At 65.6% G+C, this 14,906-nt stretch carries 13 protein-coding genes; 2 read left to right on the forward strand and 11 right to left on the reverse strand.

The features are described from left to right. Positions 1–138: 138 nt before the first annotated feature. From ACLD0W_RS15530 to leuC, 5 genes are all read right to left on the reverse strand, one after another. The gene (locus tag ACLD0W_RS15530; RefSeq protein ID WP_410308395.1) at positions 139–1,158 is read right to left on the reverse strand and encodes an aspartate-semialdehyde dehydrogenase; all 1,020 of its coding nucleotides are present in this window, start codon (positions 1,156–1,158) and stop codon (positions 139–141) included. Continuing rightward, positions 1,158–2,270 carry an aspartate-semialdehyde dehydrogenase gene (gene asd, locus ACLD0W_RS15535; protein ID WP_410308396.1) on the reverse strand — a complete coding sequence of 371 codons (1,113 nt, stop codon included), beginning with the start codon at positions 2,268–2,270 and terminating at the stop codon, positions 1,158–1,160. The genes ACLD0W_RS15530 and asd overlap by 1 nt, the downstream gene beginning before the upstream one ends. A 69-nt stretch (positions 2,271–2,339) precedes the next feature. Continuing rightward, positions 2,340–3,416 carry a 3-isopropylmalate dehydrogenase gene (leuB, locus tag ACLD0W_RS15540; protein ID WP_410308397.1) on the reverse strand — a complete coding sequence of 359 codons (1,077 nt, stop codon included), beginning with the start codon at positions 3,414–3,416 and terminating at the stop codon, positions 2,340–2,342. 22 nt (positions 3,417–3,438) lie between these two features. Further along, positions 3,439–4,077 (reverse strand): 3-isopropylmalate dehydratase small subunit, encoded by a 639-nt coding sequence (gene leuD, locus ACLD0W_RS15545; RefSeq protein ID WP_410308398.1) that lies wholly within the window; start codon positions 4,075–4,077, stop codon positions 3,439–3,441. A 12-nt stretch (positions 4,078–4,089) separates the two neighbouring features. Further along, complete coding sequence (gene leuC, locus ACLD0W_RS15550; RefSeq protein ID WP_410308399.1) at positions 4,090–5,505, reverse strand: 3-isopropylmalate dehydratase large subunit; 1,416 nt, start codon at positions 5,503–5,505, stop codon at positions 4,090–4,092. 163 nt (positions 5,506–5,668) lie between these two features. On the opposite strand from leuC, the gene ACLD0W_RS15555 reads away from it, so the two are divergent. Continuing rightward, on the forward strand, positions 5,669–6,538 hold the full coding sequence (locus tag ACLD0W_RS15555) for a LysR family transcriptional regulator (protein WP_410308400.1): 870 nt from the start codon (positions 5,669–5,671) through the stop codon (positions 6,536–6,538). A 3-nt stretch (positions 6,539–6,541) separates the two neighbouring features. Here ACLD0W_RS15555 and pcaQ read toward each other — a convergent pair whose 3' ends face one another. Next, positions 6,542–7,471 (reverse strand): pca operon transcription factor PcaQ, encoded by a 930-nt coding sequence (pcaQ, locus tag ACLD0W_RS15560; protein ID WP_410308401.1) that lies wholly within the window; start codon positions 7,469–7,471, stop codon positions 6,542–6,544. Between the two features lie 225 nt (positions 7,472–7,696). Here pcaQ and ACLD0W_RS15565 point away from each other — a divergent pair, with 225 nt between their 5' ends. Next, positions 7,697–8,908 (forward strand): DcaP family trimeric outer membrane transporter, encoded by a 1,212-nt coding sequence (locus tag ACLD0W_RS15565; protein ID WP_410308402.1) that lies wholly within the window; start codon positions 7,697–7,699, stop codon positions 8,906–8,908. A gap of 46 nt (positions 8,909–8,954) precedes the next feature. On the opposite strand, the gene ACLD0W_RS15570 is transcribed toward ACLD0W_RS15565, so the two are convergent. The 5 genes from ACLD0W_RS15570 to ACLD0W_RS15590 all read right to left on the reverse strand — a co-directional run bounded on the left by ACLD0W_RS15570 (position 8,955) and on the right by ACLD0W_RS15590 (position 14,901). Then, complete coding sequence (locus tag ACLD0W_RS15570; protein ID WP_410308403.1) at positions 8,955–9,713, reverse strand: TSUP family transporter; 759 nt, start codon at positions 9,711–9,713, stop codon at positions 8,955–8,957. Between the two features lie 88 nt (positions 9,714–9,801). Continuing rightward, complete coding sequence (locus ACLD0W_RS15575) at positions 9,802–11,754, reverse strand: TRAP transporter permease (protein ID WP_410308404.1); 1,953 nt, start codon at positions 11,752–11,754, stop codon at positions 9,802–9,804. Between the two features lie 26 nt (positions 11,755–11,780). After that, the gene (locus ACLD0W_RS15580; protein WP_410308405.1) at positions 11,781–12,734 is read right to left on the reverse strand and encodes a TAXI family TRAP transporter solute-binding subunit; all 954 of its coding nucleotides are present in this window, start codon (positions 12,732–12,734) and stop codon (positions 11,781–11,783) included. Positions 12,735–12,859: 125 nt separating this feature from the next. Next, positions 12,860–14,044: an FAD-dependent monooxygenase gene (locus ACLD0W_RS15585; protein ID WP_410308406.1), complete on the reverse strand. Its 1,185-nt coding sequence runs from the start codon at positions 14,042–14,044 to the stop codon at positions 12,860–12,862. Then, the gene (locus ACLD0W_RS15590) at positions 14,044–14,901 is read right to left on the reverse strand and encodes a fumarylacetoacetate hydrolase family protein (RefSeq protein ID WP_410308407.1); all 858 of its coding nucleotides are present in this window, start codon (positions 14,899–14,901) and stop codon (positions 14,044–14,046) included. Before ACLD0W_RS15590 ends, ACLD0W_RS15585 begins: the two co-directional genes overlap by 1 nt. Between the last annotated feature and the right edge of the window lie 5 nt (positions 14,902–14,906).

Genomic DNA, 14,906 nt, shown 5'->3' on the forward strand with positions numbered 1-14,906 from the left:
TTTCGGAGCATCAATCGAACCCTTTACTTATTATGCCGTCTGTAATCCCGTCCCCGCTCAGAGGCCCCACGCCTGGATTTTGCAGGATATTGGGCACACCACCTAGAAACTGTGTCACATAATCCCGCTAAGTATTCATTACAGATAGTCTTTTATCAACTTCTCCACCAGCAACACCGCGTTGTACGCCGCGCCGGTCTTGATGTTGTCGGCCACCGTCCAGAAACTCAGCGCGCCCTGGCCGTCGATGTCCTCGCGCACCCGTGCCAGCCGCACACCCAGGTCGGCGCGGATCTGGGTCACCGGCGAGGCGCTGCCGGCGTCGTCGCCGCCTTCGTCCATCTGCAGGCCCGGGGCCCGCTCCCAGCAGGCCTCCGCCTGGGCCAGACCCAGCGGCAGAGTGCCCTGCACGGTGACGGTCTGGGCGATGCCGTGAAACACCGGCACCTGCACGCAGCTCACGTCCACCGCCAGCTGCGGCTGGCCCAGCACGCGCCGGGTTTCCAGCATCAGCTTCAGTTCCTCGCTGGTGTAGCCGTTGTCCTGCAGACGACCGGCCACCGGCAGCAGATTGAAAGCGTGCTGGGCGTCGCCGCCGTCTTCCGCGTCCAGCCCGTTGAGCAGCCGGGCACTCTGGCGGGCCAGTCGTTCGACCCCATTGCGGCCGGCGGCGGAGGCGCCCTGCAGCTGGGTCACCGAGACACGCAGCAGGTCGCCGAGCTCCTGGAGCGGTTTGAGGGCCAGCAGCAGCTGCACCGTGGCGGCGTCCGGGGCGGCCACGATATTGCGCTCCCGGGCGGCCTCCAGCTGTTCTTCGTTGACGCCCGCCGCCACCAGCGGCACGTCCGGCTCGTAGCGGAACGCCGGCGACAGGTCCAGCACCAGGGCGCCGGCTTCCGCGGCCCGCGGCGCCAGCTCCTGGGACACCCGGGCGCCGGCGGCGAACACCACCAGCTGCACCCGGGAAAAGTCGAAGTCCCCGGCTTTCTCCACCTTCAGGTTGCGCTTACCGAACCTCAGGGTTTTGCCCAGGCTGTTGTCGGAGGCCAGAACGAACAACTCGCCGACCGGAAGTTTCCGGTCGGCGAGCAGTTCGAGAAAGGCCTCGCCTACCAGGCCGGTGGCTCCCACCACGGCCAGATCGACGGTGCTTGTCATCAGTGCTCCAGCAAAATACGCAGCATCCGGCGCAGCGGTTCCGCGGCGCCCCACAGAAGCTGGTCGCCCACGGTGAAGGCGTTCAGGTACTCACCGCCCATATTGAGTTTACGCAGACGGCCAACGGGTACCGTCAGGGTACCGGTGACGGCGGTCGGCGTCAGGTCACGCAGGGTGGCCTCTTTCTCGTTGGGCACCACCTTCACCCAATCGTTGGCCTGACCGATCAGATCGTACACCTCGTCCAGGGGCACGTCCCGGGTCAGTTTCACGGTGAGCGCCTGGGCGTGGCAGCGCATGGCGCCGATGCGCACGCAGGTGCCGTCCAGCGGGATCGGCTGGTCGCCGCGACCGAGGATCTTGTTGGTTTCGGCCTGGGCTTTCCATTCTTCCTTGCTCTGGCCGTTGTCCATTTCCTTGTCGATCCAGGGCAGCAGGGAGCCGGCCAGGGAGTGACCGAAATGCTCGGTGGGCAGATCGGCGCCGCGCATGGTCGCCGCCACCTGGCTGTCGATGTCCAGGATGGCGCTGGCCGGGTCCGCCAGTTTGTCCGCCACATCGCCGTGGATCTTGCCCATCTGGGCGATCAGCTCGCGCATGTTCTGGGCGCCGGCGCCGGAGGCCGCCTGGTAGGTCTGGGCGCTGGCCCACTCCACCAGACCGGCGTTGAACAGGCCGCCCAGGGCCATCAGCATCAGGCTCACGGTGCAGTTGCCGCCCACGTAGTCCTTGATGCCCTTGTCCAGGGCCTGGTCGATCACGCCCCGGTTCACCGGGTCCAGCACGATCACGCTGTTGTCCGCCATGCGCAGGGCGGAGGCGGCGTCGATCCAGTAGCCGTCCCAGCCCGCTTCACGGAGCTTGGGGTACACCTCGTTGGTGTAGTCGCCGCCCTGGCAGGTGACGATCACGTCCAGCTGTTTCAGTTCATCAATGCTCTTGGCGTCGCCGAGGACCGCAATGTCCTTGCCCACGTCCGGGCCCTGCTGGCCCACCTGGGAGGTGGAGAAAAATACCGGCTCGATGTCCTTAAAGTCGTTCTCCGCGCGCATACGATCCATGAGCACGGAGCCCACCATGCCACGCCAACCTACAAAACCGACTTTCTTCATTGAGTCTGTTCTCCTGAAGAGCGTACTGCCCTTCTCTATTTTTCCATGGATGAACGGGGTGGCGATCGGTCAGCCGTTGGCCAGTGCTTCGGCCACGGCGGCGCCCATTTCCCCGGTGCTCACCTTGCGGCTGCCCTCGGTGTGAATATCCGCGGTTCGCAGTCCCTGATCCAGCACCTTTTCCACCGCCGCCTCAATGGCGTCGGCCACATCGCCCCGCTGCAGGCTGTAACGCATCAGCATGGCCAGCGACATGATCGTGGCCAGCGGGTTGGCGATGCCCTGCCCGGCGATGTCCGGCGCCGAGCCGTGGCAGGGTTCGTACAGGCCCTTGCGGTTTTCGTCCAGGGACGCGGAGGGCAGCATGCCGATGGAGCCGGTGAGCATGGCGGCTTCATCGGAGAGGATGTCACCGAACAGGTTTCCGGTGACGATCACGTCGAATTGTTTGGGCGCGCGCACCAGCTGCATGGCGGCGTTGTCCACGTACATGTGCGACAGCTCGATCTCCGGGTAGGCCTTGGCCTCCTCGGTGACCACTTCCTTCCACAGCTCGGTGACTTCCAGCACGTTGGCCTTGTCCACCGAACAGACGCGCTTGCCGCGCTGCATGGCCAGGTCGAAGGCGACCCGGGCGATGCGCTTCATCTCGGACTCGGTGTAGACGTAGGTGTTGAAGCCCACGCGCTCACCGTTTTCTTCCTTGATGCCGCGCGGCTGACCGAAGTAAATGCCCCCGGTGAGCTCGCGCACGATCAGGATATCCAGGCCCGATACCACCTCCGGCTTCAGGCTGGAGGCGCCGGCCAGCTGAGGGAACAGAATGGCCGGACGCAGGTTGGCGAACAGGCCCAGGGACGAACGCAGCCGCAGCAGACCGCGTTCGGGGCGCTTGTCGCGCTCCAGCTTGTCCCACTTGGGTCCACCGATGCTGCCGAACAGGATGGCGTCGGCGGCGCGGGCTTTCTCCAGGGTCCCCTCGGGCAGCGGATCGCCCTCGGCGTCGCAGGCGGCCCCGCCCACCAGACCGTGGTCCAGCTCGATGTCCAGGCCGAAGCGCGCCTGGGCGGCGTCCAGCACGCGCAGGGCTTCGTCGACGATTTCCGGGCCAATCCCGTCGCCGGGCAATACCAGAATACGGCTCATGGTGTTGTCTTTTCCTCGTTCTCTATTCGAATACCCAGGGCTCGGCCTGGCCGCGGCGCGCCTCGTAGGCGCGGATGGCGTCCGCCTGCTGCAGGGACAGGCCGATCTCGTCGAGACCATTGAGCAGGCAGTGCTTGCGGAAGCCGTCGATGTCGAACGGCAGGGCCTCGCCGTCCGGCGTCAGCACCTGCTGATTTTCCAGATCGACGGTAAGCCGGAAGCCGTCGCTGGCCGCCTCGGCCTTGAAAAGGCTCTCAACGGTAGCGTCCGGCAACACGATCGGCAACAGGCCGTTCTTGAAGCAGTTGTTGTAGAAAATGTCGGCGTAGCTGGGCGCGATGATCGCCTTGAAGCCGAAATCCATCAGCGCCCAGGGGGCGTGCTCGCGGCTGGACCCGCAGCCGAAATTACGGCGGGTGAGCAGCACGCTGGCGCCCTGGTACTCGGGTTTGTTGAGCACGAAGTCCGGGTTTTTCGGGCGTACGTCGTTGTCCTGGCCGGGCTGGCCTTCGTCCAGATAACGCCACTCGTCGAACAGATTGGGGCCGAAGCCGGTGCGTTTGATCGACTTCAGAAACTGCTTGGGAATGATCTGGTCGGTGTCCACGTTGGCGCGATCCAGCGGTGCCACCAGGCCGGTATGTTTAACGAATTTTTCCATGACGACCGCTCCTTAAGCGTCCAAATCACGAATGTCGACGAAGTGACCGGCCACCGCGGCGGCGGCGGCCATGGCCGGGCTCACCAGATGGGTGCGGCCGCCATTGCCCTGGCGCCCTTCGAAGTTACGGTTGGAGGTGGAAGCGCAGTGCTCGCCGGGCTGCAGGCGGTCCGGGTTCATGGCCAGACACATGGAGCAGCCGGGCTGGCGCCATTCGAAGCCCGCTTCCAGGAAGATCTTGTCCAGACCCTCCTTCTCGGCTTGCTGTTTGACCACGCCGGAACCGGGCACCACCAGCACCTGTTTCACCGAGTCCGCTTTCTTGCGGCCCTTGATCACCGCCGCGGCGGCGCGCAGGTCCTCGATGCGGGAGTTGGTGCAGGAGCCGATAAAGACCCGGTCCACGCGGATATCACTGACCTTGCTGCCCGGCTTGAGGCCCATGTATTCATAGGCGCGCTGCATGCCGGAGCGTTTCACCTCGTCCTGCTCGGCGTCCGGGTCCGGCAACAGGGCGTCCACCGGCACCACCATTTCCGGGCTGGTGCCCCAGGACACCTGGGGTTTGATGTCGGCGGCGTCGATCTCCACCACGGTGTCGAAGCGGGCATCGTCGTCGGACACCAGGGTGCGCCAGTAGGCTTCCGCCTTGTCCCAATCGGCGCCCTTGGGCGCCGCCGGCCGTTCGCGCACATAGTCGATGGTGGTGTCATCCACCGCCACCATGCCGGCGCGGGCACCGGCCTCGATGGACATATTGCAGACCGTCATGCGCCCTTCCAGGCTCAGGGAACGGATGGCGCTGCCGGCGAACTCGATGGCATGGCCGGTGCCGCCGGCGGTGCCGATCACACCGATGATGTGCAGCACCACGTCCTTGGCGGTGACGCCCGGACCCAGGTCACCTTCCACCCGTACCAGCATGTTCTTCATCTTGCTGGCCACCAGGGTCTGGGTGGCCAGCACGTGCTCCACCTCACTGGTGCCGATGCCGTGGGCCAGGCAGGCCAGCGCACCGTTGGTGGAGGTATGGGAATCGCCGCACACCACCGTCATGCCGGGCAGTACCGCGCCCTGCTCCGGCGCCATCACGTGCACGATGCCCTGGCGCACGTCGCCAATGCCGTACTCGGTGATGCCGAACTCGCGGGTGTTGTCCTGCAGGGTGGTGACCTGCAGGCGGGAGGTTTCGTCCTCGATGTCCGCCGCGCTGTTGAACGGCGTGGTCGGCACGTTGTGGTCGATGGTGGCCACCGAGGCGCCGGCGCGCCACGGCTGGCGGCCGGCCAGACGCAGGCCCTCGAACGCCTGCGGCGAGGTCACCTCGTGGATGATCTGCCGGTCGATGTAGATCAACGCCGAGCCGTCCTCGCGTTCGGCGACCAGGTGGGCATCCCACAATTTGTCGTAAAGCGTCTTGCCAGCCATAGGTCTTGTCCTGGTCCGGTTTCAAAGGGGAATCATCAGGGTAGGCACACCATACGCAGGGGCTTTCGATAATTCCAATTCATATTTTTTATGTTTAGGATTCCATATGGTTATCTGAAATACCGCGCCCGCGGGCGTGTGCCGGCAACGGAGGCCGGCTTCCATGGACACTCATTCCCTGACGGTTTTCATGGCCGTGGCGGAGAGCGGCTCTTTTTCCGCCGCCGCCGAACGGCTGTTTCTGACCCAGCCGGCGGTGAGCAAACGCATCGCCCAGCTGGAACAACAGCTGGGCACCCGGCTGTTCGACCGGGTGGGCCGCCGCATCCGCCTCACCGAGGCCGGCGAGGCGCTGCTGCCCCGCGCCCGCCAGGTGCTGCTGGATCTGGAAGACATGGGCCGGGCGATCAGCAACCTCACCGGCCGGGTGGCCGGCACCCTGCGCATCGGCACCAGCCACCATATCGGCCTGCACCGCCTGCCTCCGGTGCTGCGGCGCTTTTCCCGGGAGTACCCGGAAGTGCGCCTGGACATCCAGTTCATCGATTCCGAGGAAGCCTGGGAAGGGGTACTCCACGGCGACCTGGAGCTGGGCGTGGTGACCCTGCCGCCCCGCCCGGACGGTCGCCTGCACACCCAGACCGTGTGGAATGACCCGCTGGTGTTCATGTGCGCCCCGGAGCACCCGCTCACCCGGCACCGGGACCTGACCCTGGACGCTCTGACCCGCTACAGCGCCATCCTGCCCTCCCCGGCCACCTTCACCCGGGGCATCGTGGAGCAGCTTTTCCACGAGCAGCAGGCGGCGCTCAACATTTCCATGTCCACCAACTATCTGGAGACCATCCATATGATGGTCGCCATCGGTCTGGGCTGGAGCGTACTGCCCGCCACCATGCTCGACGACGGCGTGGTGGCCCTGAACGTGGACACGCCGCTGCCGGTGCGCAAGCTGGGCGTGGTCACCCACCCGGGCCGCAGCCGTTCCAACGCGGCGCGGGCCTTTCTCGGGATTCTGCAGGGCGGCGACTGACGATCAGTGCCCGAGCGGCCGCAGGTGGCGGGTCTGTGACAACAGAATCTGGGTGATCTGGCGGGTGGCGGCGTCCATTTCCTGGTCCTGGCGCCGGATCACGCCCACCGGGTCGCTGGTGTTCTCGATGGGGTCGGCGAGCAAAGTGAGCAGGCCCGCCTCGATGTAGTCCTCGACCACCCCGTAGGAAATCATCCAGACCGCGTCGGAGCCGCGCAGAAAAGAGCGCCCGAAGGTGTTCGAGACGGTTTCGATCACGGTGCCGGGCATGGGGATGCCCAGATTGGTCAGCGCCTGCTCCACCAATGGCCGGATGCGCGTATCCACCGGCGGCAACAGAAACGGATAGCCGCTCACATCCCGCAGCCGCACGCGCCCGCCCTGGCACAGCGGATGGCCGGCGCGGGCCACCAGCACCAGCGGTTCGGCATAGAGATGCTTGAACTCCAACTGCTGCATATCGTCCGGCGAGCCGATGCGCGCCACCACCAGGTCCACCTTGCCGCGATGCAGCAGCTCCAGAAGATGCTGATTGTGACCGGTAAGCAGGGAGAAATTCACCGAACGCCGGGTTTCCTCCAGAAACCGGCTGGTGGCGCGCGGCAGAAAGCGCGCCGCCACCGTGGGCAGCACGCCCAGCCGCACTTCGATGCGCGGTGCGCTGGGGTCCGCCTGCAGGCCGTCGTAGCCTTGCTCCAGGGACGCCATGCCGGCGGCGGCGTAATGGAAGAACAACTCGCCCTGGTGGGTCAGCTTCACGCCGGACCGGTCGCGCACCATCAGCGCATGGCCGACGATCTGTTCGAGCTCATTGAGGGTCTTGGTGACCGCCGCCTGGGTGATGTTCAGCGAGACCGCCGCTTCCCGGAGGTAACGGGACCGGGCGGCGGCCAGAAAGCACTGGAAATGACGCAGCTTGAGACGCCGGTCCATGGAATTCTCCTTGTTATTGATTAACCCCAGGTTAACTTGGGGTCTCGATTTTTCAATTTAATTAATAAAATTCCCTTCCTATAGTCCTTCTCAACGGCACGTCCCGCGCCTCCCGACTCCGATTCCTTTTCCCGTGGCTCCGCCACCGGGGACGGGACGCGTCGTGCCCGAAAAAAACGCGACAACGCGAATAACAACACTCAAAAGAGAAACAAGGACCCCTCCATGAACGTCAAACCTCTGGTTCCTCTCGTGCTTGCCTCCTCCTGGCTGTTCGCCCCACAGACCCACGCGTTCGACGTGGTCGAAGCGGGTCAACCGGTGGTCACCGGCGAACCCAGCCGGGTGGGCCCGCCCTGGAACCACCGCAGCACCTTCAATATCCCCGGTACCGCCACCGACGTGGCGTTCGGCGGCTACGCCAAACTCGATATCTTCTACGATTTCGACTACGACCTGGGCACCTCCACCACGCCCTTCAACGTGCTGGACGAAGGCAACCGCACCGACGGCCGCACCACCTTCACGGCGGCGGAGTCGCGGCTCAATTTCCGCACCCACACCCGTACCGACCTGGGCGTGCTCACCACCTATTTCGAAGGGCACTTCATGCCCGACGAGAAGTTCAATCTGCGCCACGCCTACGGCGAGCTGAACGGCCTGCTGGCCGGTCAGACCTGGACCAACTTCATGAGCTTCGTGGCCACGCCGCGCACCCTGGCCCTGGGCAGCCCGAAGGGCTACGCCTTCGACCGCAAGGCGCAGCTGCGTTACACCCGCAAGGTCGGCGCCGGCACCCTGGCGGTGGCACTGGAAGATCCGGACACGGTGATCGCCCGCGCCGACACCCAGCCGAGCCCCAACGCCACCGCCAGCGGCGAGAGCGCCCTGCCCGACCTGTCGGTCCGGTATGAGTACCGGCGTCTGTTCACCCTGTCGCTGCTGGCCCGCAAGCTCTCCACTAACGACGAGCTTGGCCAGGTGGACGACAGCGCCACCGGCTACGGCGCCCTGGCGCAGGTCAGTCTGCCGCTGTTCAACGGGCTGACCTTCAAGGGCAACGTGATCGGCGGGACCGGCATCGGTAACTACATGGGCAACCCGGGCAACACCGGCCACCGCCGCGCGCCGGACGTTTATGTGGAGGACGGCAAGCTGGAAACCGTGGACCTCACCGCCTTCGGCGTATCCCTGAACCAGCCGCTGAGCCGCGATTGGTTCGCCTCGCTGGGCTTTTCCCGGCTCAAGCAGGACCTGCCGGAGCAGAACTACGGCGAACACTTCGAGACCCTGGACTACGGCTTCGCCAACCTGATCTGGGATGTGACCGAACGCATGATGGTGGGCGTGGAACTGCAACGGGTGGACCTGGAGCGGATCGATGGTCAATCGGAAACCGCCAACCGCCTGCAAACCAGCTTCCTCTACCAGTTCTGAGGTGCCGGGCCCGGCCGCCGGCCGGGTCCGTCCGCCGCGCGTTCCGTCACAGCCCCTTGTAGATCATGCTGCAGCCGACCAGCAGCAACACCACCCTCACCAGCCGCTGAAACGCCGGCAGCGAAAGACGGCCGCGCAGACGCTGCCCCCACCACAGGCCGGCCAGGGCCGGCGCCACCACCAGCACCGAGATCACCAGATCCTCGCCGCCGATCAGCCCGTATCCGCCCAACGCCGCCGCGATCACCACGCCGCCGACCAGAAACATGAAGCTGACGGCGAAGATGAATTCGCTCTTTTCCAGCTCCACCGCCAGCAAGGCGTGCACGGCGGGAAAACCGAAGAAGGAAGTGGCGCCGCCCACCGCGCCGCTTATCGCCCCGGCGACAAACAGAAAAGGGCCCCGCCAGGCCGGCGCCACCCGCCAGGGCCGCATCAGCTGCGACAGGGTCACCAACAACACCAGCACGCCCACCAGCAGCGACAGCTGATCCTGATGCAGGCGCGCCAGCAGCGGCACGCTCACCAGCAACGCCAGCATCAGGCCGGCGAACAGCGGCCACAGTCGTGGGATCACCGCCGCCCGATGGCGGGTGGCGATCAGCTGGGTCACGTTGGTCAGGAGAATCGGCACCAACATCCAGCCCATCACCGTGGTAGGCGGCACGTCCAGCAGCAGAATGGTCAATGGAATGCCCACCAGCGGCATGCCGAAGCCGGTCAGGCCCTTGACGGTGCCGGCGGTGCTGAAAGTCACGCACAGGGCGGCGAAGGTGGCGAGGGAAGGCAATACAAGTGAAGTCACGCGGGAATCCTGACAAAAAAGGCGTCCCTCGCCGGAACCGGAAGCGGGGACGCCAACCTTGGAAGTCGCGGGAAACGACGTTCAGTGTTCAGCCATGATCGCCGGCCCGGGCATTCCAGCCCCGGCGCCGCCGGTACCGTCGGCCGGCACAGGCCGCCATCACCGCCAGCCCGACGCCATAGGCGGGGCCGGCATGGCTGCCGCTGACCAGGGCCAGGAACACCCCCAGCCCGGCCAGACCCAGCGCCAGCCGCCAGGGCCAGCGCAGCGGTCCGCGCAGGTAGCCGGCCAGGGCGCCGTTAAGAATAAAGATCAGCAATGTGGTCGCGAGCAGCACCTCCGTCAATCCCAAACCGTCAAAATGCGTCTTGCTGAGCAACATCTCCGGACGGAACACGAAAATAAACGGCACCAGGTAGGCGATCCAGGCATAACGCATGGCGGTCACCGACACCGCCAGCGGCTTCTCGTCGGCGATGCTGGAGGCGGCGTAGGCGGCAATGGCGATGGGCGGGGTGATCATCGACATCATGCCGTAATACAGCACGAACATGTGCGCCGAGAGCGTGGGCACGCCGGCGGACACCAGCGCCGGCACCACCAGGGACGCCAGCAGCACATACACCGCCACCGTGGGCATGCCCATGCCCAGCACGATGCTGATCACCGCGGTCAGCGCCAACAGCAGCACCACATCGCCGCCGGCGACCTGCACCATGATCGAGGTCAGCGCGAACACCACGCCGGTGGCGTTGAGCACACCGATCACGAAGCCGGCGGCGGCGACGATGGCCAGAATCTCCATGGACGCCTGCCCGGTTTTGCGAAACGCTTCGAGAATATCCGCGAAACCGATGCGCTCGCCGCCGTAGCCACGGGTCAGGCCCAGCACCGCCACCAGGGCCGCCGCCGCCAGCGCCGACAGTTCCGGCGATTGATTGAAATTGAACAACAGCACGATCAACAACACGAACGGCAGCAGAAAATGACCGCCCTGCCTGATCACCGCGCCGAATGGCTTGCGCTCCTCCCGGGGAACGGCGGCCACGTTCTGATGGATGGCATCGGCGTCGGACTGCATGAACACCGCGAAGAAAAAGAACAGCGCCGGCAGCACCGCCGCCAGCACGATGGTCTCGTAGGGCGTCTGCGACAGTTCCGCCATCAGAAAGGCGGCGGCGCCCATCACCGGCGGCATGAACTGACCGCCGGTGGAGGCCACCGACTCGGTGGCCGCCGCCACCCGGCCACTGAAGCCGGAGCGCTTCATCAGCGGAATCGAGATGACGCCGGTGGACACCACATTGGACACGGCGCTGCCGGAGATGGTGCCGAACAGCGCCGAGGCGACGATGGCGATCTTGCCGCTGCCACCGCGAAAGCGGCCCACCGCCGCCACCGCCAGATCGGAGAAGAACTCGCCGCCGCCGGCGCGGTTCAGCAGCACACCGAAGAAGATGAACGGAATCACCACGGTGACACCGATGGTGATCGGCAGGCCCACCATGGCGGTGGTATCCAGCACCAGATGCGGCGCCAGATCCATCACCGTCCAGGGGCGGGCGGTGAACGGCGCCGGCATCAGATTGCCCCACAGTCCATAGGCGATGAACGCCAGCACGATCAGCACCAGTGCCCAGCCGACCATGCGGCGCAGGCCGTCGATCACCGCCGGCACGATGATCGCGCCGATGATGAAGGTCTCCACCGGAAAGTAGAACATCTGCGCGGACAGCACCTTGTAGCGCCAGGCGGCGTACCAGCAGGTGCCGAGCACCGTCACCGCGATCAGAATATTGAACGGCGACGGCGCCGCTGGATAATCACGACCGCGCAGGTCACGGCTCAAATAGATCAATGCCAGGCACAGCCCCAGGATCACCAGGGAAAATTCCTGCACCAGATACACCCGGCCCCACAGCAGGCGCGGCAGTTCCGCCGTCCAGCCCAGGCTCAGGGCGGTGATCAGCACGGCCACCAGGGCCCGTACCGGGGCCGCCCAGCGGGCGGCGCCGTTGGCTTCGGTCAGTGTCGTCATCATTCGTTACTCGCCGAACCCGGCCCGCCTCAGCGCGACCAGAGGTCGTGCTCCTGGTAATAACGAACCGCGCCCGGGTGGTAAGGAAGACGCACGTCCTTGGCCATTTTTCCCGGGTCCAGCCGGCGCAGGTTGGCGTAGTTGTCGGCCAGCGCCTGACGATGCTCGACCAGGCCGTTGACCAGCCGGTAGACCGCGTCCTCGTCCACGTGCTTGCCGGCATAGAGAATGTAGTCGTAGGCCATCATCGGCGCGGGCTGCTCCAGCCCGGTCAGATTGTCCCGTGGCTTGACCACGCGCACATAGGTCTGCGGCATCAGCCTTTGCATGCGCGCCTGGGCTTCCGCATCGATGTTGAACGGCAGAAAGCGGATGCCGCCCACCGAGGCGTTGACCTCGTCCAGCTTGCCGGATCCCAGCGCGAAGAAGCCCACATCGGTGCGCCCGGCGGTGAAATCGTCGGCGTTGGAAAGCAGATTGGTGGTCGGCACGACACGCATGTCGTCCATGCTCAGGTCCGCATTGGCGAGGGCGGCGTCGATCAGTTCGCCGATGATGCGCTGTCCGCTGTAACCGGACGAGATGCGCGCGCCCTTGATGTCATTGATGGTCCGGTACTTGGCGTCGTCGCGCACGAACAGGCCGACGTCGAACGGATACAACACCGCCACCACGCGCAGGTCCGGGTGTTCATGCCCTTGAAAATCCCCGGCGCCGTCATAGGCGTTGCTGACTTCCAGGATGTTGGCCAGGCCAAAATCGGTGCGGCCACTGTTGACCAGCGGCATCACCCGGCCGGTACCGCCGTAGGGTTGCACCAGGTACTGGTCGCCGGTGGCGTTGGAGATCACATTGGCGATGGCGGCGCCGATGCTGTAGGTCGACGAGCCGCCGCCGGCGGTGCCGATGCCGAAGGACTGGGCCTGGGCCGTGGCGCTCAGGGCCAGGGTCAGGGCGAAGGGAAGAAGCAGCTTACGGATCATTGTCATTATCATTGGTTTTTTCTCCTTAACCGGCACGGTTATGGGACTTTATTGGGAAGCGGGCGCCAGCTTGAAAAAGAGCCATGCTAGCCGCCCGGTCTTCCGGCTGCGTAGGAACAATCGTTTCAGAGCATGTCCACGCTCACCGGGTCGTAGGAAAACAACCAGGCGGAGCGCTCCGAGTTCATATCGCGCTTGGCGAACTCCCGGCGCAGCGCCTCGGTGGAATCGAGATGGAAAAGACGCCGATTGGCGGACGATTCATTGACGATGCGCGTGGTGCGTTCGATGCGGTTGCGCTGGTACTGCAACAGGGCTTCGTGGCCGGGCCCGCGCGCCGCCAGCGCCCGGGCGAACAGCGCCGCGTCCTCCACCGCCATGGCGGCGCCCTGGGCCATGTACGGCAGGGTCGGATGGGCGGCGTCGCCCAGCAGGGTGGCGGCGCCCGCGGTCCAGTTGCTCACCGGCGGGCGGTTGTTCATCGCCCAGCGATAGCACTGGTCCCGGTCGGCGGCGTCGATCAGGGCGTCGATGGACGGATGCCAGCCCTGAAAGTCGGCTTTCAGCTCCCGCCACGGACGGCTGGCCACCCAGGACTCTTCATCCCACTGGTCGTGCTCCACGCAACCGACCAGATTGATCAGGCTGTCGCCGCGCATGGGATAGGTGACCGCGTGCTTGCCCGGCCCCACCCAGATGTCCACGGTACGCTGGCGGTGCTCCGGGGCCACGTCGTCGGCGCGCACCACCACCCGCCAGGAGGCATCGCCGGTGTAGGTGACCGGGGCGGCGCCGATGATCTGCTCGCGCACCGCGGACTTGATGCCGTCGGCGCCCAGCAGCACCGCGCCGTGCGCCTGAGCGCCATCGGCGAAGTGCAGCACCACGCCGTCACCACCGTCCTCGAAGCGCACCACCTCCTTACCCAGGTGGATGGCGTCGGGTTTCAGGGCGCGCACCCGCTCCACCAGCAGCCGGTGCAGGTCGGCGCGGTGCACCGACACATAGGGCACACCATGGCGTTGCACATAGGCGTCGCCGAGGGGAATGGTTTGCAGCACCTCGCCGCTGTCGAACAGGCGGAAGCGGTAGGCGTCGGGGCGCGAGCCGGCCTCCACCAGCGCATCCAGGACGCCGATGTGCCGGTAGACCCGGCTGGCGTTGGCGCTCACCTGAATGCCCGCGCCCACTTCGCCGAGCACATCGGCCTGCTCATAGACGTCCACGTCGATGCCGCGCTGCAGCAGGCAGGCGGCGGCGGTAAGCCCGCCGATGCCGCCGCCGGCGATCAGAACTGTGTGGTTGCTCATTAGCGCACCATCACGCGCATCGCGCCGATGCCTTCGATCCGGGCATCCATGCGGTCACCGCGCTTGATCGGCGCCACCCCTTCCGGAGTGCCGGTGAGAATCACGTCGCCGGGCTCCAGGGTGTAGGAGTGGGAAGCGAAGGAGATAATCTTCGCCACCGACCAGATCAGATCGCGGGTGTTGGCGTTCTGGCGCGGCTCATCGTTGACCTTGATGTCCAGTTCCACCGCGTCCGGTGCGCCGAACTCGTCGGCGGTCACCAGCCACGGGCCCAGCACCGTGAAGGTGTCCAGGGATTTGCGATAGCTGCGGTCCTCGGTGCCGCGAATGGTGATGTCCAGGCCGATGAAGTAACCGGCGATGTACTCAAGGGCGTCCTGTTCGGAGACGTTGCGCGCGGTTTTGCCGATCACCAGCGCCAGTTCCACTTCATGATCGGTGCGGCGGCCATCGTCGTGATGGATCTCCACCCCCTCACCGGCGCCGACCATGGAGCTGTTGGCCTTGAGAAACAGGGCGTAGCGGTCGATCAGGGAAATCTCGGTGCCGAAGTTGATGCCGGCGTCCTCGCGGGATTCCTCCACGTGCTTCATATAGTTCACCGGCGCGGCGATGATCTTGCCCGGGTTGGCCACCGGGCTGAGCAGGCGCACCTCGGCCAGCGGCCGGGTCGGCGCGTCGGCGGCGGCGGCTTCCAACCGCTGGCGCAGTTCCGGCAACGCGGCGATAAAGGCATCGCCCCGGGAGAACGGCCACCGTTGCGACGGCAGCGCCTCGCTCACCACCTCGGTGACATCCGCCACGCGGTCGCCCACGACCACGCCCACGCGGTCGTTATCGAATCTACAAATACGCATCTGAT

This window comes from Alloalcanivorax sp. C16-1 (assembly GCF_046507805.1).
Classification (GTDB): Bacteria; Pseudomonadota; Gammaproteobacteria; order Pseudomonadales; family Alcanivoracaceae; genus Alloalcanivorax.

Bases quoted from the DNA above. Each gene is read 5' to 3' on its own strand.
- leuB (WP_410308397.1), bottom strand. From the start codon at position 3,416: ATGAGCCGTATTCTGGTATTGCCCGGCGACGGGATTGGCCCGGAAATC.
- ACLD0W_RS15585 (WP_410308406.1), bottom strand. From the start codon at position 14,044: ATGAGCAACCACACAGTTCTGATCGCCGGCGGCGGCATCGGCGGGCTT.
- ACLD0W_RS15565 (WP_410308402.1), top strand. From the start codon at position 7,697: ATGAACGTCAAACCTCTGGTTCCTCTCGTGCTTGCCTCCTCCTGGCTG.
- ACLD0W_RS15590 (WP_410308407.1), bottom strand. From the start codon at position 14,901: ATGCGTATTTGTAGATTCGATAACGACCGCGTGGGCGTGGTCGTGGGC.
- ACLD0W_RS15580 (WP_410308405.1), bottom strand. From the start codon at position 12,734: ATGATCCGTAAGCTGCTTCTTCCCTTCGCCCTGACCCTGGCCCTGAGC.
- asd (WP_410308396.1), bottom strand. From the start codon at position 2,270: ATGAAGAAAGTCGGTTTTGTAGGTTGGCGTGGCATGGTGGGCTCCGTG.
- pcaQ (WP_410308401.1), bottom strand. From the start codon at position 7,471: ATGGACCGGCGTCTCAAGCTGCGTCATTTCCAGTGCTTTCTGGCCGCC.
- ACLD0W_RS15530 (WP_410308395.1), bottom strand. From the start codon at position 1,158: ATGACAAGCACCGTCGATCTGGCCGTGGTGGGAGCCACCGGCCTGGTA.
- leuC (WP_410308399.1), bottom strand. From the start codon at position 5,505: ATGGCTGGCAAGACGCTTTACGACAAATTGTGGGATGCCCACCTGGTC.
- leuD (WP_410308398.1), bottom strand. From the start codon at position 4,077: ATGGAAAAATTCGTTAAACATACCGGCCTGGTGGCACCGCTGGATCGC.
- ACLD0W_RS15575 (WP_410308404.1), bottom strand. From the start codon at position 11,754: ATGATGACGACACTGACCGAAGCCAACGGCGCCGCCCGCTGGGCGGCC.
- ACLD0W_RS15555 (WP_410308400.1), top strand. From the start codon at position 5,669: ATGGACACTCATTCCCTGACGGTTTTCATGGCCGTGGCGGAGAGCGGC.